Genomic DNA, 21,587 nt, shown 5'->3' with positions numbered 1-21,587 from the left:
CGAAGGTCAGATGATGATGGATGTGTGAGGTAGGCGCTACGGTCGAATGGTAATTGGCTAAACCTTTGAATTATAACCTAAACTTCCCTCGCCGGCAAGGCCGCCTTAATCCCGTTTCAGGTCGCGCAACGCCTCCGCCAGGCGCGGCACCAGGGCGGCGTGGCGCTTGTGCAGGAACAGGTAAAGCGGCACTTCCTCCAGTGCCGGCTGCAGCAGATACAGGTCGTGGTCGGTCGCCATGGCCGCCCGCGCCTCCTTATTCTGGCGATCCATGATGGCGACATCGCAGCCGCCGTGGCGCAGCATGCGCAGCAGCGAGGCGTCATCGTCCATGCGCTGGCGCGGCAGCTGGCGGGTGCGCTCCTCCATCAAGGTATAGCCGCGCCGCACGCACAGCGTATGGCCGCGCAGTGCCGCCCAGCCGCCGGCAACGTCCAGCTGCTTGTAGCTATAGGCGCTGGGCGCGTACAGGAAGACCGGTTCGGGCACCGGCAGCAGGTCGGGGAAATCGCGCGCCGCCAGCATGGTGCGGCCAATGGCGCCATCCAACTCGCCGCGGTTGGCCATGACCATGCCGCGCCGCGGCGGCAAGGGACGCATGGCGACGCGGATGCCGGCGCGTTTGGCGGCGGCCTGGATGACTTGCCAGGCTTCGATGTGGGCCGGCGTGTTGGGGATCAGGTAGAGCTGCAAGTCCCGCCCTTGCGCCGGCAGCGCCAGCAGCGCGCAGAGCAAGGCGGGCAGGACGCGCATGGCTAGTCGGCCTCGCCCGACAGCTTTTGCAGCGTGCCGTCGGCCCGCATCTGCTTCAGCGCCGCCGTCAGCTTGGGCACCAGCGCGGCGTGGCGCTTGTGCAGGTAGACATATAAGGGCATTTCTTCCAGCGGCGGACGCAGCTGCGCCAGGCCAGGGTCGGCCGCAATGGCGGCCTTGGCGGCGGGCTCGTTGCGGTCCATGATGGCGACCTCGCAGCCGCCCTCCTTCAGCATGCGCAGCATGGACGCCTCGTCTGCCAGCTGCTGGCGCGCCATGTCGCGCGTGCGGACGGTGGTCAGCTGCAGGCCGCGCCGGATGCACAGCGAGTAGGAACGCAGCGAGGCCCAGCCGCCGCGCACATCGGGCCGCATATAGGAATAAGCGGTGGGCGCATAGTGGTAGACCGGTTCCGGCACGCGCACCAGGTCGCTGAACTTCTGCTCGACGCCGATCGAGCGCCCCACCGCGCCATCGATCTGGCCCAGGTTGGCCTCCACCACGCCGCGCTCGGCCGACATGGGGCGCGCCACCACGGTGATATTGATGCGCTTCGCCGCCGCCTCCAGCACCGGCCATGCCCGCTCATTAATCGAGTGCTGGGCGATGACGGACAGCTGCAGCTCGTCGGCACGTAGTGGCGTCGTCTGAAAAACTAGGCAAATTAGCAAGGCGACCGGCAGTCTCATTACTCCCCCTTGCCCGTATTCTATGAATACCTTGCCTCAACTGCAAGAACTAAGACAATGCGGCAATACCCGCCTTGGCAATTTGTGCATCTTCGTTGGATTTAACACCAGAAACGCCCACGGCGCCAACGGTATATCCATCCACCACGATATTCACGCCGCCTTCCAGCGGCGCTTCCACCATCGGCACGCCGATAAAGGAGCTGCGGCCGCCGTTGATCATATCCTCATACACTTTGGACTCGCGGCGCCCCAGGGCCGACACGCGCGCCTTGGCCGGCGCGATATGCGAAGAGAGCGGCGCCGCGCCATCCAGGCGCTGCAGCCACAGCAGGTGGCCGCCGTCATCCACGATGGCGATGCAGACCGCCCAGTTATTCTTGAGCGCCTCCGCCTCGGCGGCAGCGGCGATTTTCTTCACGTCTTCCAGGGACAGCACTGGCTTGGTCAGCATGCTTTATCTTCCTCTATCTAGTTATGGCGCCGGCATTTCGCGGCGCGCCTTGAGCTTTTGCTTCAGTTGCGCCATGACGGCATTGGTGGCCCGCTCGCCCGCCAGCATGGCGCCGCTGCGGTTATTGAAATCGTTCGACGCCATCTTGCCCAGCGGCGGCTGGATCACGATGTCCGCATCGCGCAGTTCCAGCTGGTTGATGCGCTGGCCCATGATGGAGAAGGTCTGCATGATGACCTCCAGCGACGAATTGGTCGCCTGCGCCTCCGCCTGGGTCGAAATATTCACCGCGATGATGAACTCCGCCCCCATTTCGCGCGCAAAGCGCACCGGCACCGGCGCCACCAGGCCGCCATCGACATAGGTATGGTCGCCGATCCGCACCGGCTGGAACACGCCCGGCACAGCCGAGCTGGCGCGCACCGCCATGCCGGTATTCCCGCGCTGGAACAGGATCGGCTGGCCGGTTTTCAAATCCGACGCCACCGCCCCGAACGGGATTTTCAGCTTCTCGATGGTGCGGTGGTTCACCGCTTTATTGACGAAAGCCTGCAGCGCCTCGCCCTTCAGCACGCCGGAGGACTTGCTGAACAGGGGCAGCGCCCAGTCCGAAATGGCCGACTCATCGAGTTCGGTCGCCATCTTTTGCAAGGAGCTGGCGTTGTTGCCGGCCGCGTACAAGGCACCGACCACCGAACCCGCACTGGTGCCCACCACCAGGTCCGGCACGATGCCCTGCGCCTCCAACGCCTTGATCACCCCGATATGGGCAAAGCCGCGCGCCGCGCCGCCGCCCAGCGCCAGCCCGATCTTCACCTTCCGCAGCGGCAAGGCCGCAGGCGGGTGCGCCGCTTGCGGCTGGACTGGCACGGAATGCGGATCAACGGAAACCAGCGGCACATCGGTCGACTTGACCGGCGGCGGCAAATCAGTGGTGACGGTGGTGGAGGTAGTCTGGCAGCCGGCCAGCACTGCGGTGGCCAGGATGGCAAGGGCGAAACGTTTCAGCTGCATGTATGGGATTATTTGCTCATTTTTTAAGGCGAGCAGATTGTACCTAAAAAATGGGGACGTACCCTATTTTCCCCGCAGAGGGAAAATAGGGTACGTCCCCATTTTTTAGGGTTTAGCTTTTGGGGAGGCTGACGGTGAAGGTGCTGCCCTGCCCCGCTTCGGAGGCGATGTGCAGCTTGCCGCTGTGGCGCAGTAGCACGTGCTTGACGATCGCGAGGCCGAGGCCGGTGCCCTGGGTCTCGCGCGAACGGCTCTTGTCGACGCGGTAGAAGCGTTCGGTCAGGCGCGAGATGTGCTCGGGGTTGATGCCGATGCCATTGTCCTGCACCTGGAACTGCACGCCGCTCGGGGTGTCTTCCCAGCGCAGGCGGATGGTGCCGCCGGCCGGGGTGTAGCGTACGGCGTTGGAGGCCAGGTTGCCGAAGGCGCTGTGCAGTTCGTCCACATTGCCCATCACGTCGCCGCCCTGCACTTCGAGGGAAATCTCGTGCTTGCCGCCGGACAGGGCGCGCGCTTCGTGCAGCACCTGTTCCAGCAGGGCGCCGATGTTCACGTGCTCCGGCCGCATTGGGTGGTCCACCGATTCCAGGCGCGACAAAGTCAGCATATCTTCGATCAAATGCTGCATGCGCGTGCTTTGCTCCATCATCAGCTTGAGGTGCGCGGCGCGCGTTTCGGCGTCCAGCTCCATCGAGGCGGCGATTTCCAGGAAGCCGGCGATCACCGTCAGCGGCGTGCGCAGCTCGTGCGAGGCGTTGGCGATGAAGTCGCGCCGCATCATCTCCGCGCGCTGCGTTTCGGTGATGTCGTGCGTGACCAGGATCTGGCGCCGGTTTTCAAACGGGATGATGTGCGCCACCAGCTTGCGGCCGCGGAAATTCAGCGTCAGCGGCTGGTCGTAGCGGCCCAGGATCAGGTAGTCCATGAAATCGGGGCTGCGCACCAGGTTGGTCACGCGCATGCCCTTGTCGCGGCTTTGCTGCAGGCCCAGATGCTCTTCCGCCGCCGGGTTGCACCATTCGAGGAACAGCACATCGTCCATGATCACCACGCCGTCCGGCAGCAGGTGCATGGCCTGGCGGAAGCGGGCCAGCCATTCGGTCAGCTCGGCCTGGTTTTTCTCGTCGTCACGGCGCAGGCGGTACAGGCGGGCGAAGATGTCGGTCCATTCGCCCCAGCCGTCCGGCAGGCGGCCCGACTCGGGCTTTTCCAGCCATTCGCTCAATTGGTACAGGTATTTGAGCTGGATGAAGACCGCCGCCAGCACGCCGGCAAATGCCGCCACCACGCCGGCTGCCATGCCGAACCACCACCACACCAGGCCGGCCCCGCCCAGCAGGAAGCCCAGGCGCAGCGCCACCGGAACCCAGAACACGACTTTTGGGTTCATGACTTCTCCGTGAGCATATAGCCCACGCTGCGCACCGTTTTGATCAGATGTTCGGCTTCTTTCAGCGCCTTGCGCAGGCGCAGCACGTGCACGTCCACCGTGCGCTCCTCGATCACCACATGGTCGCCCCAGACCTTGTCCAGCAGCTGGCTGCGCGAGAACACGCGCTCCGGGTGCGCCATGAAGAACTTGAGCAGCTTGTATTCGGCATGGCCGATGTCGATCTTGTTGTCGTGCATGGAGACGGTGCAGCTGACCGGGTCCAGCACCACCGGGCCGGCCTTGAGCTGGGTTTCCGCCAGCTCGGGGCTCTTGCGGCGCAGCAGCGCGCGCGAGCGGGCCAGCAGCTCGCGCGGCGAGAACGGCTTGGTGATGTAGTCGTCGGCGCCGCCGTTCAGGCCTGCCAGCTTGTCCTCTTCCATGCTCTTGGCGGTCAGCATGATCACCGGCACGTTCGAGAAATGGCGGTCGCCGCGAATGCGCGCCAGCAGGCGCAGGCCGCTCTGGTCGGGCAGCATCCAGTCCAGCAGCACCAGCTGCGGGGTGCGGGTCTGCATGGTTTCCCAGGCTTCCTGCGTGGATTGCGCCACCACGCAATTCCAGCCCGCCTCGCGCAGCGAGAACCTTACCAGCTCGACGATCGCCGGTTCGTCTTCAACAATCAGTACTGTCGTTTTGTCGGATGCCATTGTTATGAATTACTCAGGGCTTGCCTCGGTTGATGCGCTGCGGTTGGTGTGGCGGATGTCCTTGCCTTCCACGACGTAGATCACGTATTCCGCGATGTTCTTGGCATGGTCGCCAATGCGCTCGATGGCCTTGGCCACCCACATGGTGTCCAGGGCAGCCGAGATTGTACGCGGATCTTCCATCATGAAGGTAATCAGGTTGCGCATGATGGTGCGGTATTCGTGGTCGATCACCGCGTCCTGGGCGATCAGTTGCAGCGCCTGCTTTTCATCGCTGCGGGCGAAGGCGTCCAGCGCGTCGTGCAGCAGGTCGCTGGCGGCGGTGGCGATATTGCGCACCATTTCGTAGTGGTTCAAGGTCACCGCGCCGCGCGCGTGCAGGGCCTTGGAGATGCGCGCGATCTTGGCCGCTTCGTCGCCGATGCGTTCCAGGTCGGTGATCACCTTGATGGTGGCCATCACGGTGCGCAGGTCGTTGGCGGTCGGCTGGCGCTTCACGATCAGGTGGCTGCACTGGTCGTCCAGCTCGACTTCCAGCTGGTTCACGTTGGCGTCTTCGGCAATCACGCGCTCGGCGCGTTCCACATTGCCGATGCGGAAGCAGGTCATCGCATCCAGGAACTGGGTTTCAACCATGCCGCCCATCAGCAGCACTTTGGAGCGGATGCCTTCGAGTTCGGTGTCGTAGGCCTTGGAGGAGTGTTCGCCCATCATATTTTTATCTCTCTATCCTTATTAGCCGAAACGGCCGGTGATGTAGTCCTGGGTCTCTTTGCGCACAGGATTCATGAAGATCTGGTCGGTCTCGCCGAACTCCACCAGCTCGCCCAGGTACATATAGGCGGTGTAGTCGGAGCAGCGCGCCGCCTGCTGCATATTGTGGGTCACGATGGCGATCGTGTAGTCCTCTTTCAGCTCGGAGATCAGTTCTTCGATCTTGGAGGTGGAAATCGGGTCCAGGGCGGAAGTCGGCTCGTCCAGCAGCAGCACGTCCGGCTTCACCGCCACGCCGCGCGCGATGCACAGGCGCTGCTGCTGGCCGCCGGACAGCGACAGGCCGCTCTTGGTCAGCTTGTCCTTCACCTCGCCCCACAGCGCGGCTTTTTTCAGGGCCCATTCCACGCGCTCGTCCATCTCGCCTTTGGACAGGTCTTCGTACAGGCGCACGCCGAAGGCGATATTGTCGTAGATCGACATCGGGAACGGGGTCGGCTTCTGGAACACCATGCCGACCTTGGCGCGCAGCATGTTCACGTCCAGGCCCGAGTCCAGGATGTTGTGGCCACGGTAGCGGATCGCGCCCTCAGCGCGCTGGCCCGGGTACAGGTCGTACATGCGGTTCAGGGTGCGCAGCAGGGTCGACTTGCCGCAGCCGGACGGGCCGATGAAGGCGGTGACCTTCTTCTCGTGGATGTCCAGGTTGACGTTATGCAGGCTGCGCGTCTTACCGTAGTAGAAGTTCAGGCCGGAGATTTCAATGATTTTGCTAACTTGGGTCATGATCTGTACTCGTTATTTTGGTGCTTTTTGTGCAAACACGGTGCGCGACAGGATATTCAGTGCCAGGACGCTGAAGGTCACCAGCAGTGCGCCGCCCCAGGCCAGTTCGCGCCAGTTGTCGTATGGGCTCATCGCATACAGGTAGATCACTACCGGCAGGTTGGACAGCGGCTGGTTCATGTCGGTGCTGAAGAACTGGTTGTTCAACGCGGTGAACAGCAGCGGCGCGGTTTCACCGGAAACGCGGGCCACGGCCAGAAGCACGCCGGTCATCACGCCGGCCTTGACGGCGCGCAGGCGCACCATCATCGAGACCTTCCAGCGCGGCGCGCCCAGGGCGTATGCCGCTTCCAGCAAGGAGTTCGGCACCAGCTTGAGCATATTGTCGGTGGTGCGCACCACTACCGGGATAGCGATCAGCGACAGCGCGATGGAACCGGCGAAGCCGGAGAAGTGCTTCACATTGGCCACGTACATGGCGTACACGAACAGGCCGATCACGATCGACGGCGCGGACAGCATGATGTCGGTCACGAAGCGGGTCAGCTGGGCGATCTTGTTCTCTTCGCCGTACTCGGCCAGGTAAATGCCGGCCAGGATGCCGACCGGGGTCGAGACGGCGGTCGACAGGCCAACCATCATCAGCGAGCCGACGATGGCATTGCGCAGGCCGCCGCCCTCGGTGGACGGCGCCGGCGTATCAGCCGTGAACATATGCACGCTCAGGGCCGAGAAGCCGTTAATCAGCAGCGTGGCCAGAATCCACAGCAGTGCAATCAGGCCGAGCGACATGGCCGCCACGGACAAGAACATGCCAACGCGGTGTGTCAGCAAGCGGCGACGGTAGACAGGGTTCTTAACTTGCATCATTTCACGCCCTCCTTGCGCGACAGGCCCATCAACATCAGCTTGGCGGCGGACAGGACAATCAGGGTGATTACAAACAGGATCAGGCCGAGTGCGAACAGCGAGGATACGTGCAGCTTGGTCGACGCTTCGGCAAACTCGTTGGCCAGGGTCGAGGCGATCGAGTTACCTGGCGAGAACAGCGATGTCGGCAGCTTGTTGGCGTTACCGATCACGAAGGTCACTGCCATGGTTTCGCCCAGGGCGCGGCCCAGGCCCAGCATGACGCCGCCCACCACACCAGTCTTGGTGTAAGGCAGCACGACCTTGCGCACCACTTCCCAACGGGTGCAACCGAGGCCGTAGGCGGATTCTTTCAACACGGCCGGCACGATCTCGAACACGTCGCGCATGACGGAGGCAATGAACGGGATGATCATCACGGCCAGGATCATGCCGGCGGTCAGGATGCCGATGCCCATGGTCGGGCCCTTGAACAGCACGCCGATCCACGGCAAGGCGCCGAAGGTCGATTTCAGCAGCGGTTGCACATATTCGCTGAACATCGGTGCGAACACGAACACGCCCCACATGCCGTAAATGATGGACGGCACGCCGGCCAGCAATTCAACGGCGGTGCCCAGCGGGCGGCGCAGCCAGACCGGACACACTTCGGTCAGGAACAGGGCGATGCCGAAGCTGACCGGGAAGGCGATCAGCAGCGCGATACCGGCGCTGGCCAGGGTGCCGACGATGGCAATGGCGGCGCCGTACTTGTCGTTGACCGGGTCCCATTCGACGGTGGTGATGAAGCTCGGGCCGAACTCCTGCAAAGCAGGCAGGGCACCGTTGATCAGGGAAATGATAATGCCGACCAGTACAAACAGTACGGTCAGCGCAAATACCATCGTGATCTTGTGGAAGAACCAGTCCTGGATGCGCTGGCGGCGCACGACGGACTGCATGGCAGCGACGGAAGCACTCGTGGAGGCTGGTTCCGCTAACTGAAGGGTGGCTGGTGAGGTGATTTCTGCACTCATGATTTGTATTTTGGTTTAGCTAACCGGGGCGCCCTGCGTTCAAGGCGCCCCGCTCAACTCCCTTTTCTAAACCCGGTAAACCAGGGTCTGACCCAAGGGTCAGACCCTGTCAGCGCCACTTGCGGTGGAAGGGTCAGACCCTTGGGTCTGACCCTGGTTTCCCGGGGTAAAGGGACAATTAGTACAGCGCCTTACCGGACGAATCCTTCAGGTTGGCTTTCCAGGACGATTGCACTTGCTTGACCACGGTATCTGGCAGCGGCACATAGTCCAGTTCGGTGGCGGCAGCATCACCGTTCTTGAAGGCCCAGTCGAAGAACTTGATCACTTCCTTGCCTTTGTTCGCGTCAGCCTGTGCTTTGTGCATCAGGATGAAGGACACACCGGTGATAGGCCAGGAGGTTTTGCCAGCCTGGTCGGTCAGCACCACGCCGAAGCCCGGGGTCTTGGTCCATTCTGCATTCGCAGCAGCGGCCTTGAAGTTGTCGTCGTCCGGCTGGATGAAGTTGCCATCCTTGTTTTTCAGCTGGGTGTGAGCGATTTTGTTCTTCTTGGCGTAAGCCCATTCCACGTAACCAATCGCGCCCTTGATACGCTGCACGTTGGCGGCAACGCCGTCGTTACCCTTGCCACCCACGCCGGTTGGCCATTTCAGGGCGGTGCCAGCACCAACCTTGGTCTTGAACTCAGGATTCACTTTCGACAGGTAGTCGGTGAACAGGAAGGAAGTGCCGGAGCCGTCAGCGCGGTACACCACGGTGATTTCAGCCGCTGGCAGCTTCACGCCCGGGTTCAGGGCCGCGATGGCCGGGTTGTTCCACTCGGTGATCTTGCCCAGGTAGATGTCGGCCACCACTTGGCCGGTCAGCTTCAGCTGGCCAGGAGCGATACCGTCCAGGTTCACCACGGTCACCACACCGCCCATGATGGCCGGGAACTGCATCAGGCCGTCCGCATCCAGTTCCTCTGCTTTCAGCGGCATGTCGGACGCGCCGAAGTCGACGGTCTTGGCTTTGATCTGCTTGATGCCGGCGCCGGAGCCTACCGATTGGTAGTTCAGGCCGTTGCCGGTGGACGCCTTGTAGGCTTCAGCCCATTTGGCGTAAATCGGATAAGGGAAAGTTGCGCCTGCACCGGTCATATCCGCTGCGGAAGCGGTCGAGAACGCCATTGCCGCAGATGCGCCAACAACGAAGGAGGTCAACAACTGTTTCATACGCATATCAAAGGTCCTTGTTAGGGGGTTGGGGTTTGAATGCTCCGCAGTCTATGACGGCAATATTACAGCTCTATGACATGCAAAAATATTGTTTAAACCATGGTCACAAACTTGTCATATTTCCTAACTACACTAATTACATCCCTAAAAATAGTGCTAACATGACAAGCATGACGAAGTCCCAAGTTTCATTCCTCGACCGCGAGCTGTCGCAGCTGGCGTTCAACCGCCGCGTCATGGCGCAAGCCGAAGATCCGACGATCCCGGTGCTGGAGCGCCTGCGCTACCTGTGCATCATGAGCAGCAACCTGGACGAATTTTTCGAGGTGCGCGTCGCCAGCCTGCTGGCCGCCGCCAGCCTGGACGGCGGCCTGGACGACCACCCTGCCCTGGCCGCCAGCCTGGAACGCGTTTCCAACGAATGTCATGAACTGGTCAGACGCCAGTACGAGATATTTAACACGGCCGTGTTGCCGGAAATGAAAGCCCAGGGCATCCATATCGTGCGCCACAGCCAGCGCAACGAAGCCCAGCGCGCCTGGGTCAAGGATTATTTCGAACGCGATGTACGCCCCCTGCTGACGCCAATCGGCCTGGATCCGGCCCACCCGTTCCCGCAAGTAGTTAACAAGAGCCTCAATTTCATCGTCGCCCTGAACGGCAAGGACGCCTTCGGCCGCGGCACCGCCATCGCCATCGTCAAGGCCCCGCGCGTGCTGCCGCGCGTGATCCGCCTGCCGGACCACCTGTCGAAAGAGGAAGGCATTTCCTTCGTCCTGCTCTCTTCCGTCATCCACGCCCACATCGCCGAGCTGTTCGCCGGGCGCGACGTGCTGGCCTACTCCCAGTTCCGGGTCACCCGCGATTCCGATCTGTGGGTGGACGAGGATGAAGTGAAAAACCTGCGCCAGGCCCTGAAAGGCGAGCTGCAAGGCCGCGCCTACGGCCGCTCGGTGCGGATCGAGGTGGCCAAGAACTGCCCGCCCGAGCTGTCGCAATTCCTGCTCGACCAATTCGGCCTGGACCAGACCCGCCTGTACCGCGTCGACGGCCCCGTCAACATGGTGCGCCTGGGCGAGATCGTGGAGCAGGCGCGCCGCCCCGAGCTGCGCTTCCCGCCGTTCACCGCCGGCGTGCTGGCCAAGACCGTCAACAACGACATCTTCGCCACCATCCGCAAGCACGACATCCTGCTGCACCACCCGTTCCAGAGCTTCCAGACCGTCATCGACTTCATCCGCAGCGCCGCGCTCGACCCGGCCGTGGTGGCGATCAAGCAGACCGTCTACCGCACCGGCATGAACTCCGACCTGATGGAAGCCCTGATCGCCGCCGCCCGCAGCGGCAAGGAAGTGACGGTGGTGGTGGAACTGATGGCGCGCTTCGACGAAGAAGCCAATATCAACTGGGCCGACAAGCTGGAGCAAGCCGGCGCCCAGGTCGTGTACGGCGTGGTCGGCCTGAAAACCCACGCCAAGATCGCCCTGGTGATCCGCCGCGAAGAAGGCGGCCTGGCCTATTACGCCCACCTTGGCACCGGCAACTACCACCCGACCACGACCAAGTTCTACACCGACTTCGGCGTCCTGAGCTGCCAACCGGAGCTGGGGCGCGACGTCAACGAAGTCTTCATGCACCTGACCAGCCTGGCCAAGCCGCAGCGCATGCACCACCTGTGGCTGGCGCCCTTCGCCTTGCAGGACCAGATCATCAAAGCCATCAAAAACGAGGCAAAAATCGCAAAAGCCGGGCGTCCGGGCCGGATTATCGCTAAAATCAATGCACTAACCGATGAACCGGTGATCCGCGCCCTGTATGCCGCCTCGCGCGATGGCGTGAAGATCGACCTGATCGTACGCGGCGCCTGCATGCTCAAGCCTGGCGTGCCGGGCCTGTCCGAAAATATCCGCGTGCGCTCTATCATCGGCCGCTTCCTGGAACATAGCCGCATCTATTACTTCCGCAACGACCTGGCGCACGACGTGATGCTGGCCAGCGCGGACTGGATGAACCGCAACCTGCTGCGCCGCATTGAAGTGGCGTTCCCGGTACTCGACCGCGCGCTGAAACGGCGCGTCGTTGCGGAAGGTTTGACGCCTTACCTGAAGGACAACTCCAATGCATGGGAGCTGGACGACCACGGGGTGTACCACCGCCGCAAACCGCGCGGCAAGCAAAAGCCCTTCAGCGCCCAGCAACACCTGATGGAGTCGCTTGGTACCCCGGCCGCAATGCCGGTGGAATGAAGCCAGCTCAAGGGAGGAAGCATGGACCTGATCTTGTGGCGCCACGCAGAAGCTGAACCAGGCCAGCCCGGCCTGGACGACCTGGAACGCGCGCTGACGCCCAAGGGCCACAAGCAGGCGCGGCGCATGGGCCAGTGGCTCGACTCGGTCTTGCCGGAAAACTGCCGCATCCTGGTCAGCCCCGCCACCCGCACGGTGCAAACCGTGGGCGGCCTGGGCCGCAAATACAAAATCCACCCCGACCTCGCGCCCGGCGCCGACCCGGCCGACATTTTGAAAGCCGCCAACTGGCCGGCATCCAAGGAAGCGGTGCTGGTGGTCGGCCACCAGCCCACCCTCGGCCAAGCCGCCGCCCTGCTGATGACGGGCGAGGACTGGGATTGGGAAATGAAAAAAGGCGCGGTCTGGTGGTTCGTGCAGCGCGAAGCGGACGACCCGAGCAGCTTCTACCTGAAGGCGGTGATGCAGCCCGACCTCGTGACCAAATAAACCCCTTCTACTCCTTCGTTTGCCGAATACTTGTTGCTGTTGGGCTTGTAATTGCAAGTCTGTCTGCTAGAGTTTAATTGTATCAACTCTAGGGAGCGGCCTACGGCAACGCAGGCTGGTTTGATATGTGGGCTCTGTTCACCATGGGCATATTCGGCTGCATGATCGCTTTGATTGTGTATGAGATCATTGCTGAATATCGCGGGGGACATCATAAGTTGGTTGATCGCTACCACGAGTAGCTAGCGCTTCTGCAGAGGCGAGGCTCCGCTGCGTTACCTTCGGGTCGCGCCGCCGGAGCCTTCAGTTTTTTGGGGCGATGATCAGGCCAGCAGATCGAGCAGCGACGAGGTGCCGCCGCCCTGCTCTTCCTGCGAATACATGCGCACCAGCGCCTGGGCTTGCAGCGTCAGTGCCTGCGCCATCTTGGCTTTGCGGTCTTGCAGGGTATCCACTTCGCGGTCGGCTTGCGTCATCGCGCGCGAGACCACGCTGCGTTCGCCGCCGAGCGCTTCCAGGCGTTTGCCAAGGGCATCGGCCAGGCCGCGGCCTTCGTTGGTGAACAGCTTGGCCACGCCTTCCGCGTCATTGGCGATGGCTGCCGTGAGCTTGTCCTTGTCCAGCTTGATGCGGCCGCTGTCGTCGAAGCTGATGCCGGCATTGGCCAGCGTTTCTTTATTGCTGCCGGCATTGCGCACCATGTCGCCGAGCTGGGCGCTGACCTGGGTCAGGGCCTGGTTGCCTTTCAGCGCGCCTTTCTGCAAGGCGCCAAGGCGGTCCTGCAAGGCGTTGAAGCCGCTTACGAAGGACTCGACGTTCTTGGCGATCTGGCCGTTGTCGCGGGCGATGGTGACGGTGGTTTCGCCTTTGCCGGTCAGGTTCAGGGTGGTGCCCGCAATGGCCGATTCAATGCTGTTGTCGGCGCTGCGGATGGCTTTGCCATTCACGGTCAGCAGCGCGTCCTGCGCGGCCTGGGTCTGTTCCATGCCGTTGAATAGCTGGCGCACGGTGGCGTCGCCGGCCACGCTGATCTTGAGCGCGGAGGCTTCGCCGCTTGCGCTGCGCAATTGCAGCGAGGTGCCGGTGCTGGAGCGCACCAGGCTGGCGTCGAAGCCGGCGTTCTTCAGCGCCTCGGCGATGCCCTGCAGCGTGTTGTTGCGGCTGTCGATGGTGATGCTCTTGCTGCTGTCGCCGCTGCCAATGCGGATCACGGTGGGCGAGCCGGTGCCGAGCGGGGTGTCCGGCGTTTGCGCTTCCGGGCTGATGAGGATTTGCTGCTGCGCCAGCTGGCTGACTTTAACGGTATGTGAACCCGGTTCGGCCTTGCCATTGGTGGCCACACCCAGCACGCCGGTGCTGGAGGTGCTGGCCCGGGTGCTGAGGCCGGTGCCCGCCAGGCGCTCGGCAACATCCTGGAACTGCGACAGCGCGGCCTGCAACTGGCCCAGCCCAGACAGGCGTGCCTGGCTGCTGTTGATGTTGGCGTTCAGCTTGGCGGCCACGCCGCGCTGGGCGGCCATGGTTTGCTCTACGCGCGCCAGCACGCTGGACGAAGGTGTGCCGGCCGTACCCGCATTACCCAGGCCCAGCGAGGAACCGTACATATTGCTTAGCAAGCCGCTCACATAGTTCATAAGTTAAGTTTAGCGCATGAATTTGGTAATTGCACCTGCCGCTTCGTTATCGAGCGGGAGGAAGGTGAAACCAATCTTGAACTCATCCCCTGAGAAAATGCAGTTGTTGACCTTGCCGCGCGTGTTGACGATTTGCGGCTTGCCATCGACCAGCATCTCGAACACGATCTGGCCGGTGCCACCAACATTGACTTTATTGCCTGCGGTCAGCGAAATGCCCGCCAGGCCCAGGTCGAAAGTGCGCGCATTAATTGGCGCGCCGCCGTCCATCACAATCATCGCGCGTACACGCAGGATCTTGCGTGCGCCTTGCCTTGAATCTACTAACAATTTCTTGTCCGTTATGTGAACTGGTTGATATTGAGCTTGATATTGTAGCCAATATTTAGGGAATTGCTATATTACTGAAGCTCTCTCAGCCGGTTAAAGGCATCATCGATGCGTTCCACCGGAATAATGGTCATGCCCTCGATCGCTTGTTTCGGTGCATTCGCCTTCGGAATCATCGCAATCGAGAAGCCCAGCTTGGCCGCTTCGCGCAGGCGCTCCTGGCCGCGCGGCGCGGGCCGGATTTCTCCCGCCAGGCCCACTTCACCAAATACCACGAATCCGTTCGGCAGTGCCTTGTTACGCATCGAAGAGTTGATCGCCATCAAGACTGCGAGGTCGGCGGCCGGTTCCGTGATCTTTACGCCACCCACGGCGTTGATGAAAACGTCCTGGTCGAAAGCGGCAATGCCGGCATGCCGGTGCAGAACGGCCAGCAGCATGGCCAGGCGATTCTGCTCCAGGCCCACGGACAGGCGGCGCGCATTGGGCAGGTGGCTGGTGTCGACCAGGGCCTGCACTTCCACCAGCAGGGGGCGCGTGCCTTCCTGCGTCACCATCACGCAGGAACCGGGCACCTGGTTCTCATGCGAGGACAGGAACAGGGCCGACGGGTTGGAGACGCCTTTCAGGCCCTTCTCCGTCATGGCGAACACGCCCAGCTCATTCACTGCGCCAAAGCGGTTCTTGATGGCGCGTACCAGGCGGAAGCTGGAGTGGTTGTCGCCCTCGAAGTACAGCACGCAATCGACGATGTGTTCCAGCACGCGCGGGCCGGCCAGCGCGCCCTCTTTCGTCACGTGGCCAACCAGGATGATGGTGGTGCCGCTGGTCTTGGCGACCCGGGTCAGTTGCGCCGCGCATTCGCGCACCTGGGCCACCGAGCCGGGCGCCGATGCCAGCGCATCGGAGTACAGAGTCTGGATCGAGTCGATCACCGCCACTTGCGGCTTGAGGTCGGCCAGGGTGCCGAGGATTTTCTCCAGCTGGATTTCAGCCTGCAGCTTAAGGTCCTTGGCATCCACCGCCAGGCGCTTGGCGCGCAGCGCGATCTGGGCACCGGATTCCTCGCCGCTGACATACAGCACGCTCTTGACCTTGGACATATTGGCCAGCGCTTGCAGCAGCAGGGTCGATTTGCCGATGCCGGGGTCGCCGCCGATCAGCACCACGCCGCCCGCCACCAGGCCGCCGCCCAGCACCCGGTCGAACTCCTCGATGCCGGTGCCGAAACGCGGCACGTCCAGCGCTTCGATATCCTGCAGCGACAGCACGGGCGCGGTCTGCGCCAGCGATTGGTGCTGCGCTTGCGAGAAACGGTTGCCGCCGGCAGCTTCGATCACGGTTTCCACCATGGTGTTCCACTGCTGGCAGGATGCACACTGGCCGGTCCACTTGCTGCTGGTGCCGCCGCACTCGCTGCAGGTGTAATTCGTCTTTGCCTTGGCCATGCTTACGCCTCGACCACGCGCACGCGCGGCGCCAGGGCGCACATCAGCTCATAGCCGATGGTACCGGCTGCCGTCGCCACTTCGTCGATCGGCATGCCCTGCCCCCACAGCACCACCTTGCTGCAGACGCGGGCGTTCGGCACATTGGTGAGGTCCACGGTCAGCATGTCCATCGAAACGCGGCCTACCAGGCGGGTACGCACGCCATCCACCAGGATCGGGGTATCGATCGGCGCGTGGCGCGGGTAGCCGTCTGCGTAGCCGCAGGCCACCACGCCGATACGCATGGCCTGTTCGGCCTTGAAGCGGCTGCCGTAGCCGACGTAGTCGCCCGGGCCGATCTCCTGCACGCCGATCAACTCGCTGGACAGGGTCATGGTCGGCTGCAGGCCGAACTCCTGCGCGCTCTGGCCGCCCGGCGTGCCGCCGTACAGCATAATGCCCGGGCGCACCCAATCGGTCGCCAGCAGCTCGCCCAGCTCCGGCATGTGCAGGATGCCGGCCGAGTTGCACAGGCTGCGCGCGCCCGGCAGACCGGCCGCGCCTTCATTGAAACGGCGCACCTGCTCGGCCAGCGGCATGCACGGATGGTGCAGTTCGTCGGCATTGGCAAAGTGGGTCATCAGGGTGATCGTGCCAACGTGCGGAATGGCGCGCAGGCGGGCATGGGCGGCCGCGTATTCGGTCGGCTTGAAGCCGAGGCGGTTCATGCCGGTGTTCATCTTGAGGTGCACATTGACGGGGCGCGCCAGCGGGGTGCGCTCCAGCATTTCAAGCTGTTCGACGCAATGGACTGCGCCTTCGATACCATGTTCGGCCATGGCCAGCAAGTCGGCTACGTCGAACCAACCCTCTAATAACAGGATTGGCTTGCTCCAACCCAGTTCGCGCAGGCGCACCGCATTGTCCGGTTCGATCAGCGCCAGGCCGTCGGCGGCGGCAAAGCCGCGCATGCCGCGCTCCAGGCCATGCCCATACGCGTTAGCCTTAACCACGCCCCACGCCTTGGCGCCTGGTGCACAGGCCTTGGCGCGGGCCAGGTTATGCTGCATTGCAGCGAGATGGATCTGGGCGACGATGGGCCTTGGCATGGCGGAAACCTGGCAAAAATAGAATGCGGCATTTTAACCTTAGCGCCCACTTAATGCAGGCCGCAATTCTTTGGAAAGCCACCTTTCCATGGTATAAAGCTTCCCGAGATAATTATCGGGCGTCCTGAATGAATCGTGGTTTTTATACCATCATGGCCGCGCAGTTCTTTTCCTCGTTGGCGGACAATGCTCTGCTGATCGTGGCGATCAATCTGCTGGTGACCATGCAAGCTCCGGCCTGGGTAACACCCTTGCTGAAGCTGACCTTTGTGCTGTTTTACGTGCTGTTAGCAGCATTCGTAGGCGCTTTTGCCGATGCCTTGCCTAAAGGCCGGGTGATGTTCATTTCCAACCTGATCAAGATTTTTGGCTGCGCGCTGATCTTCTATCACGTGCACCCGCTGGCTGCCTATGCGGTGGTTGGCTTTGGCGCGGCAGTGTACTCGCCGGCCAAGTACGGCATCCTGACGGAATTGCTGCCGCCGGAAAAACTGGTGGTCGCCAATGGCTGGATCGAAGGCCTCACCGTGAGCTCCGTGATCCTGGGCATCGCCCTGGGCGGCGCGCTGGTGGGTGGCCCGATTTCGGCGGCCATTAATGGCATTGACATTCCGGGCATTGAAACCGGCATCGACACGGTGAGCGAAACGGCGCTGATGGTGGTGATGTTCACCTACCTGCTGGCGACCCTGTTCAACCTGCGCATTCCGGACACCGGCGCGCGCTACGACCACCAGGAGCGCCATCCGCTGCGCCTGATCAGCGATTTCGCGAACTGCTGCGGCATCCTGTGGCGCGACAAGCTGGGCCAGATTTCGCTGGCGGTCACTACCCTGTTCTGGGGCGCTGGCGCCACCTTGCAGTTCATTGTGCTGGAGTGGGCCAAGCAGCAGCTGGGTATGACGCTGGATAAAGCGACCAGCACCATCGCTGTCTTCGCGGTCGGTGTGGCGCTGGGCGCGGCCCTGTCGGCACGCTTTATCACCCTGCGCGACTCGCTGAAAGTGATCCCGCTGGGTATCGCCATGGGCATCGTGGTCATGCTGATGATCTTCGTGCACGACGTGCGCCTGGCTTATCCGCTGCTGATCCTGGTGGGCCTGCTGGCGGGCTTCTTCGTGGTGCCGATGAATGCGCTGCTGCAGCATCGCGGCCACGTGCTGATGAGCGCCGGCCATTCGATCGCAGTGCAGAACTTCAATGAGAACCTGTCGATCCTGACCATGCTGGCGATGTATGCGCTGATGGTGAAACTGCACCTGAGCATCAACGCCATCATTGTGCTGTTTGGCTTGTTCGTGGCCGGTTCCATGTTCGCCATCCAGCAGCTGCACAAAGCCAACCAGGCCAAGCATGATTCGCTCGGCCTGATCGGCGAGCACAAACACTAAGCGGGCAAGGCCCCTTCTCCTCGGCGCGCCTGGGCTCGGGCGCGCCAGTCATCCGGCACCACAAAGCCGCGTTCCACTTCTTCCAGCCAGCCGCCCTGCTCGCGTACCGTCGCCACCAGCACGGGGCCGGGATCGGCGGCGAATTTCTCCCGCAGCGTATCGAGCAATCCCGCGCGCGCCATTGGCGCCGGGGTGGCGGGTATTTGCACATCGGTGCCGGCGCTGCGGTCGGCCGGCGTGCGCAGGGGCGCCAGCCATTGCAGGCGCGGCATCACGATGAATTGCTCGCCGGGCGCGTCGGCTTGTTCGCTGAGCGTGCGCCAGTAGCCGCGACAGTGGCCAGGGGAGATGCCCTCGATCAGCGGCGCGGCTTCGGTGGCGTGGTAGAACAGCCAGCCTTTCACCAGGGCTTGCGCGCTGCGGACCGGCACCGGGACGACCTGCTGCGCGGCGGGGTGCTGCGCCAGTTGCAGCTGGGCGTTGAAGATCTTGCGCATTTTCAGGCCGAGGGTATCGGCCAGGTTGGGGCCGACCAGGCGGTTGTAGTTACCCGTGTCAGGATCGCCATCGAGCAGGTAGAACTTGGTGGCGAATTCAATGTGGCGCAAGCTGGCGCCGCCGTCTTCCCGCAAAAGGAAGTCGAATTCGCCGATGGTGCCATTCCTGCCGTCGCGCACTTGCAGGCCGTGTGCGGCGAGCGTGCCTCGCTGGGCGAAGTAGAAGGCCATCAGCTTTTCGGCGTACAGGCCAAGACGGGAGTAAACGCGGTTGCCGAGCGCCGCGTCCAGCGGTGCCGGGTCGGCGTCCAGGTCGGCCAGCCAGTTGGCGACCGCCGGGCCGACCGGGCCGAGGGTGGCGATGCGGCCGTGCCAGTGCGGGCTGTGCGGGTCGAGCAGGTCGGGCGAGTCAAGCAGCCATGCCAGGGCGCGGACATGGGGCCGCGCGAGGTGGCCCCATTTGCCATGGAAGCGGTTAGCGTCGGCCGGCATGGGCGGCTTTGGCCAGGCACAGGTCCTGCCATGCCTTGGCCTTGTCTTCCGGTTTCTTCAGCAGGTCGGATGGGTGGTAGGTGGCGACCACCGGCACGCTGCCGTTCATCATGATGCGGCCACGCGCGGCGCTGCCCAGCAAGCCCTTGCCGGTGCTGTGGCCGAAGGCGACGATCACTTTGGCTTGCGTCAGCTGCAGCTCGCGCTCCAGGTAGGGGCGGCAGGCCTGCAGTTCTTCGGCGCTCGGCGCGTGCGGAGCGTGGCATTTCACCAGGCTGGTGAGGTAGGCGCCCTTCTCGGTAGTCTGGCCGACCGCTTTGAGCATGTTGTCGAGCAGGTGGCCGGCGGCGTCGGCGAATGGGTAGCCTTCGGTGTCTTCCGTTTGGCCGGGGGCGGTGTCGAGGGCGATCCAGGTCGCCTGCTCGTCGCCGCGGCCGGGAACGGCTTGCTGGCGGGTTTCGCAGCGCGCGCAGCGGGTGCAGCTTGCCACGGCGGCTTGCAGGGCGGGCCAGTCCATCGCGGCGATTTCCTGGTCGCTCGCCTGGCCGGGTCGCGGCGCCGGGCGGCCCGCGGCTGGCGCGGCGACGGGTTGGTCGTCGTCGAACCAGGATGGGGGCTCGTCCATCGGGCTGTCGCCGTGCGCGGGCAGCGGGTCCATTGGACTCGGCGCGCCATGGCCGGCTGCGGCGCCTGGCGCGCGGCGCGCTGGCGGCGCGGCGTCGGGCTGCTCGGGGGGCGCCACTTTCTTGCGCTGCGGTTTGAATTCGGGCGTTGGCGCGTCGTCAAACCAGGACATGTCCTCGCCGGTCGAGGCAATGCTTGGCGTACCAGGGACGCGCGACGGCGCTGCGGGAGCCGGTGCACTCCGCTCCTCGGCGCGTGGCTGCTGCGTTTCGGCATGGGCGGCAGCGGGCGCGACCGAGGCAGCGGGCGCATCCGCCAGCGGGACAGGCGGCGGCTGCGGCGCGGCGTGAGCCGCTGCGGCGGAGGGCGGCGCCATCCCAGCACGGACGGCGGCGGGCGGTACGGCGGCGGTGACAGCTGCTGGCGGCGCCGGCGTGGCCGCGCTCAATTCGGCGGCGGCCGAGGCAGCATCCATGCCGGCTGCATCATCAGCGGCAATCAAAGCGCGGCTACGCAGGCGCCACTGCGGCCCCACGCCCATTTCCTCCAAAAACACAGCAGAGCGACGATCAGTCATAAGCCGAAACGCATCACAATAGCGTCCTCGCGGGTTGAATCAGCAGCGGGATAATAGCCTTTGCGGCGCCCTATCTCCAAGAAACCATAGCGCTGGTAGATCTCCAGCGCGCGGCCGTTGGAAGGCCGCACTTCGAGCAGGACCGATTCCATGCCCAGCCCGCGCGACAAGGCGACGGCCTGGTTGACCAGCACGCGTCCCAGTCCCTTGCCCTGCCAACGCCGCGCCACGGCGACATTCAGCAGGTGCGCCTCATCGACAATCGCCATCACCAGGAAATAGCCCATCAGTTCACGGTCCGGCGCGCGCAGCACCCAGGCGTGGTAGCCCTGGTTCAGGGAATCGACGAAGTTGGCGCGGCTCCAGGGGTACGGATACACCGCCTGCTCCACCGCCACCACCTCGTCCAGGTCACTATCCTGCATTGGCTCGTAAATCAGCCGGGCCAGATCCCATACCGGTTGCTTCATGCCTGCGACGCCTTCATCTCTGCTCGTTCGGCCTTGGTGTAGGCGACCTTGTTGCGCAGGTAAAGCGGCTGCGCCTGCGCGGCCGGCACGGCGTGGCCGGCGGCAAACGCGGCGCGGCCCAGCTGGGCCACCTGCACCGCGTGCGGCATGATGGCGGCATCCGCGCCCTCGGCAAAAGCCTTGCCGGCAAAGGCCTCGGCATACGCCGGGAAACCGTTGCCGCAGGCGCGTACCGGGCCGGAAGGCGCCACCCCGGCCGGGGCCGACAGCGCAGCCGGCAGCACCGCGACCGGCAGGCCGCCGTCGAAGCGGTACTGCGCCCAGTAGACCTCGTTCATGCGCGCGTCAAGCACGGCCAGCACTTGCGCCGGCGCGGCGTCGCCGTGGCGCGCCAGGTGCGCCAACGCCATGGCGTCCAGCGTTACGATCGGCAGCAGCGGCAAGCCGGCGCCAAAGCCCAGGCCCTGCGCAATGCCGCAGGCGGTGCGCACGCCGGTGAAGGAACCGGGGCCGGCGCCGTAGGCGATGGCGTCGCAATCACGCAGGACGATGCCCGCCTCCTCCAGCAATTCCTGGATCATGGGCAGCACGGCCTGGGAGTGGGTGCGTACGCCGGACGATTCGCGGAAATACACGCGCTCCCCGCGCAGCAAGGCGCAGGAAGCCATTTCAGAGGATGTTTCGATTGCAAGAATGGTAGCCAT

General features: G+C 63.5%; 22 protein-coding genes. 3 read left to right on the top strand and 19 right to left on the bottom strand.

Features of this window, described 5'->3' with window-relative positions; translation table 11 throughout:
* Positions 1–105 precede the first annotated feature (105 nt).
* The 11 genes from GTP41_RS08935 to pstS form a co-directional block, all read right to left on the bottom strand.
* Positions 106–753 (bottom strand): substrate-binding periplasmic protein, encoded by a 648-nt coding sequence (locus tag GTP41_RS08935; protein WP_161025224.1) that lies wholly within the window; start codon positions 751–753, stop codon positions 106–108.
* Between the two features lie 2 nt (positions 754–755).
* Entirely contained in the window at positions 756–1,442 is a 687-nt protein-coding gene (locus GTP41_RS08930) for a substrate-binding periplasmic protein (protein ID WP_161025223.1), read from the bottom strand.
* Positions 1,443–1,491: 49 nt separating this feature from the next.
* Entirely contained in the window at positions 1,492–1,896 is a 405-nt protein-coding gene (locus GTP41_RS08925; RefSeq protein WP_161025222.1) for a GlcG/HbpS family heme-binding protein, read from the bottom strand.
* 21 nt (positions 1,897–1,917) lie between these two features.
* Positions 1,918–2,910 (bottom strand): patatin-like phospholipase family protein, encoded by a 993-nt coding sequence (locus GTP41_RS08920; RefSeq protein ID WP_229502793.1) that lies wholly within the window; start codon positions 2,908–2,910, stop codon positions 1,918–1,920.
* A 112-nt stretch (positions 2,911–3,022) separates the two neighbouring features.
* The gene (gene phoR, locus GTP41_RS08915; RefSeq protein WP_161025221.1) at positions 3,023–4,300 is read right to left on the bottom strand and encodes a phosphate regulon sensor histidine kinase PhoR; all 1,278 of its coding nucleotides are present in this window, start codon (positions 4,298–4,300) and stop codon (positions 3,023–3,025) included.
* Entirely contained in the window at positions 4,297–4,989 is a 693-nt protein-coding gene (gene phoB / locus GTP41_RS08910; protein WP_161025220.1) for a phosphate regulon transcriptional regulator PhoB, read from the bottom strand. The genes phoR and phoB overlap by 4 nt, the downstream gene beginning before the upstream one ends.
* A 9-nt stretch (positions 4,990–4,998) precedes the next feature.
* Positions 4,999–5,703 carry a phosphate signaling complex protein PhoU gene (gene phoU / locus GTP41_RS08905; RefSeq protein ID WP_161025219.1) on the bottom strand — a complete coding sequence of 235 codons (705 nt, stop codon included), beginning with the start codon at positions 5,701–5,703 and terminating at the stop codon, positions 4,999–5,001.
* Positions 5,704–5,724: 21 nt separating this feature from the next.
* Entirely contained in the window at positions 5,725–6,489 is a 765-nt protein-coding gene (gene pstB / locus GTP41_RS08900; RefSeq protein WP_161025218.1) for a phosphate ABC transporter ATP-binding protein PstB, read from the bottom strand.
* Between the two features lie 12 nt (positions 6,490–6,501).
* Positions 6,502–7,359, bottom strand: a complete 858-nt coding sequence (pstA, locus tag GTP41_RS08895; RefSeq protein WP_161025217.1) for a phosphate ABC transporter permease PstA — start codon at positions 7,357–7,359, stop codon at positions 6,502–6,504.
* Positions 7,356–8,300, bottom strand: a complete 945-nt coding sequence (pstC, locus tag GTP41_RS08890; RefSeq protein ID WP_308700839.1) for a phosphate ABC transporter permease subunit PstC — start codon at positions 8,298–8,300, stop codon at positions 7,356–7,358. Before pstC ends, pstA begins: the two co-directional genes overlap by 4 nt.
* 253 nt (positions 8,301–8,553) lie before the next feature.
* Positions 8,554–9,597, bottom strand: a complete 1,044-nt coding sequence (gene pstS / locus GTP41_RS08885; RefSeq protein WP_161025215.1) for a phosphate ABC transporter substrate-binding protein PstS — start codon at positions 9,595–9,597, stop codon at positions 8,554–8,556.
* A gap of 158 nt (positions 9,598–9,755) precedes the next feature.
* Between pstS and ppk1 the strand changes: the two genes are divergently transcribed.
* A complete protein-coding gene (gene ppk1, locus GTP41_RS08880) occupies positions 9,756–11,840 on the top strand; it encodes a polyphosphate kinase 1 (protein ID WP_161025214.1) in 2,085 nt (694 codons plus the stop codon).
* Positions 11,841–11,861: 21 nt separating this feature from the next.
* Positions 11,862–12,329, top strand: a complete 468-nt coding sequence (locus tag GTP41_RS08875; RefSeq protein WP_161025213.1) for a SixA phosphatase family protein — start codon at positions 11,862–11,864, stop codon at positions 12,327–12,329.
* A 323-nt stretch (positions 12,330–12,652) separates the two neighbouring features.
* Here the strand turns inward: GTP41_RS08875 and fliD are convergent, their stop codons facing one another.
* The 4 genes from fliD to alr all read right to left on the bottom strand — a co-directional run bounded on the left by fliD (position 12,653) and on the right by alr (position 16,832).
* Positions 12,653–13,963 (bottom strand): flagellar filament capping protein FliD, encoded by a 1,311-nt coding sequence (gene fliD, locus GTP41_RS08870; protein ID WP_161025212.1) that lies wholly within the window; start codon positions 13,961–13,963, stop codon positions 12,653–12,655.
* Between the two features lie 9 nt (positions 13,964–13,972).
* Positions 13,973–14,293: a PilZ domain-containing protein gene (locus tag GTP41_RS08865; protein ID WP_229502791.1), complete on the bottom strand. Its 321-nt coding sequence runs from the start codon at positions 14,291–14,293 to the stop codon at positions 13,973–13,975.
* A gap of 71 nt (positions 14,294–14,364) precedes the next feature.
* The gene (gene radA, locus GTP41_RS08860) at positions 14,365–15,741 is read right to left on the bottom strand and encodes a DNA repair protein RadA (protein ID WP_161025211.1); all 1,377 of its coding nucleotides are present in this window, start codon (positions 15,739–15,741) and stop codon (positions 14,365–14,367) included.
* 2 nt (positions 15,742–15,743) lie between these two features.
* Complete coding sequence (gene alr, locus GTP41_RS08855; protein ID WP_161025210.1) at positions 15,744–16,832, bottom strand: alanine racemase; 1,089 nt, start codon at positions 16,830–16,832, stop codon at positions 15,744–15,746.
* Positions 16,833–16,960: 128 nt separating this feature from the next.
* Here alr and lplT point away from each other — a divergent pair, with 128 nt between their 5' ends.
* Positions 16,961–18,223, top strand: coding sequence for a lysophospholipid transporter LplT (gene lplT / locus GTP41_RS08850; protein WP_161025209.1), 1,263 nt, complete (start codon positions 16,961–16,963; stop codon positions 18,221–18,223).
* Here lplT and GTP41_RS08845 read toward each other — a convergent pair.
* The 4 genes from GTP41_RS08845 to tsaB are packed head-to-tail and all read right to left on the bottom strand — an operon-like array spanning position 18,220 to position 21,587.
* Complete coding sequence (locus GTP41_RS08845) at positions 18,220–19,212, bottom strand: DUF1853 family protein (protein WP_161025208.1); 993 nt, start codon at positions 19,210–19,212, stop codon at positions 18,220–18,222. The genes lplT and GTP41_RS08845 overlap by 4 nt on opposite strands.
* Positions 19,196–20,413, bottom strand: coding sequence for a uracil-DNA glycosylase (locus tag GTP41_RS08840; RefSeq protein ID WP_229502790.1), 1,218 nt, complete (start codon positions 20,411–20,413; stop codon positions 19,196–19,198). Before GTP41_RS08840 ends, GTP41_RS08845 begins: the two co-directional genes overlap by 17 nt.
* On the bottom strand, positions 20,410–20,883 hold the full coding sequence (gene rimI, locus GTP41_RS08835) for a ribosomal protein S18-alanine N-acetyltransferase (RefSeq protein WP_161025207.1): 474 nt from the start codon (positions 20,881–20,883) through the stop codon (positions 20,410–20,412). Before rimI ends, GTP41_RS08840 begins: the two co-directional genes overlap by 4 nt.
* The gene (gene tsaB, locus GTP41_RS08830) at positions 20,880–21,587 is read right to left on the bottom strand and encodes a tRNA (adenosine(37)-N6)-threonylcarbamoyltransferase complex dimerization subunit type 1 TsaB (RefSeq protein ID WP_161025206.1); all 708 of its coding nucleotides are present in this window, start codon (positions 21,585–21,587) and stop codon (positions 20,880–20,882) included. The genes rimI and tsaB overlap by 4 nt, the downstream gene beginning before the upstream one ends.

This window comes from Pseudoduganella guangdongensis (assembly GCF_009857475.1).
In the GTDB taxonomy this organism is placed as follows: Bacteria; Pseudomonadota; Gammaproteobacteria; order Burkholderiales; family Burkholderiaceae_D; genus Rugamonas; species Rugamonas guangdongensis.
The sequence above is the reverse complement of the archived record's forward strand: the minus strand, read 5'-3'. Positions and strand labels throughout refer to the sequence as shown.

Excerpts from the sequence above, each read along its gene's own strand:
- GTP41_RS08935 (WP_161025224.1), bottom strand. The coding sequence starts at position 753 with ATGCGCGTCCTGCCCGCCTTGCTCTGCGCGCTGCTGGCGCTGCCGGCG.
- GTP41_RS08930 (WP_161025223.1), bottom strand. The coding sequence starts at position 1,442 with ATGAGACTGCCGGTCGCCTTGCTAATTTGCCTAGTTTTTCAGACGACG.
- GTP41_RS08925 (WP_161025222.1), bottom strand. The coding sequence starts at position 1,896 with ATGCTGACCAAGCCAGTGCTGTCCCTGGAAGACGTGAAGAAAATCGCC.
- GTP41_RS08920 (WP_229502793.1), bottom strand. The coding sequence starts at position 2,910 with ATGCAGCTGAAACGTTTCGCCCTTGCCATCCTGGCCACCGCAGTGCTG.
- phoR (WP_161025221.1), bottom strand. The coding sequence starts at position 4,300 with ATGAACCCAAAAGTCGTGTTCTGGGTTCCGGTGGCGCTGCGCCTGGGC.
- phoB (WP_161025220.1), bottom strand. The coding sequence starts at position 4,989 with ATGGCATCCGACAAAACGACAGTACTGATTGTTGAAGACGAACCGGCG.
- phoU (WP_161025219.1), bottom strand. The coding sequence starts at position 5,703 with ATGATGGGCGAACACTCCTCCAAGGCCTACGACACCGAACTCGAAGGC.
- pstB (WP_161025218.1), bottom strand. The coding sequence starts at position 6,489 with ATGACCCAAGTTAGCAAAATCATTGAAATCTCCGGCCTGAACTTCTAC.
- pstA (WP_161025217.1), bottom strand. The coding sequence starts at position 7,359 with ATGATGCAAGTTAAGAACCCTGTCTACCGTCGCCGCTTGCTGACACAC.
- pstC (WP_308700839.1), bottom strand. The coding sequence starts at position 8,300 with ATGCAGTCCGTCGTGCGCCGCCAGCGCATCCAGGACTGGTTCTTCCAC.
- pstS (WP_161025215.1), bottom strand. The coding sequence starts at position 9,597 with ATGCGTATGAAACAGTTGTTGACCTCCTTCGTTGTTGGCGCATCTGCG.
- ppk1 (WP_161025214.1), top strand. The coding sequence starts at position 9,756 with ATGACAAGCATGACGAAGTCCCAAGTTTCATTCCTCGACCGCGAGCTG.
- GTP41_RS08875 (WP_161025213.1), top strand. The coding sequence starts at position 11,862 with ATGGACCTGATCTTGTGGCGCCACGCAGAAGCTGAACCAGGCCAGCCC.
- fliD (WP_161025212.1), bottom strand. The coding sequence starts at position 13,963 with ATGAACTATGTGAGCGGCTTGCTAAGCAATATGTACGGTTCCTCGCTG.
- radA (WP_161025211.1), bottom strand. The coding sequence starts at position 15,741 with ATGGCCAAGGCAAAGACGAATTACACCTGCAGCGAGTGCGGCGGCACC.
- alr (WP_161025210.1), bottom strand. The coding sequence starts at position 16,832 with ATGCCAAGGCCCATCGTCGCCCAGATCCATCTCGCTGCAATGCAGCAT.
- lplT (WP_161025209.1), top strand. The coding sequence starts at position 16,961 with ATGAATCGTGGTTTTTATACCATCATGGCCGCGCAGTTCTTTTCCTCG.
- GTP41_RS08845 (WP_161025208.1), bottom strand. The coding sequence starts at position 19,212 with ATGCCGGCCGACGCTAACCGCTTCCATGGCAAATGGGGCCACCTCGCG.
- GTP41_RS08840 (WP_229502790.1), bottom strand. The coding sequence starts at position 20,413 with ATGACTGATCGTCGCTCTGCTGTGTTTTTGGAGGAAATGGGCGTGGGG.
- rimI (WP_161025207.1), bottom strand. The coding sequence starts at position 20,883 with ATGAAGCAACCGGTATGGGATCTGGCCCGGCTGATTTACGAGCCAATG.
- tsaB (WP_161025206.1), bottom strand. The coding sequence starts at position 21,587 with ATGGCTACCATTCTTGCAATCGAAACATCCTCTGAAATGGCTTCCTGC.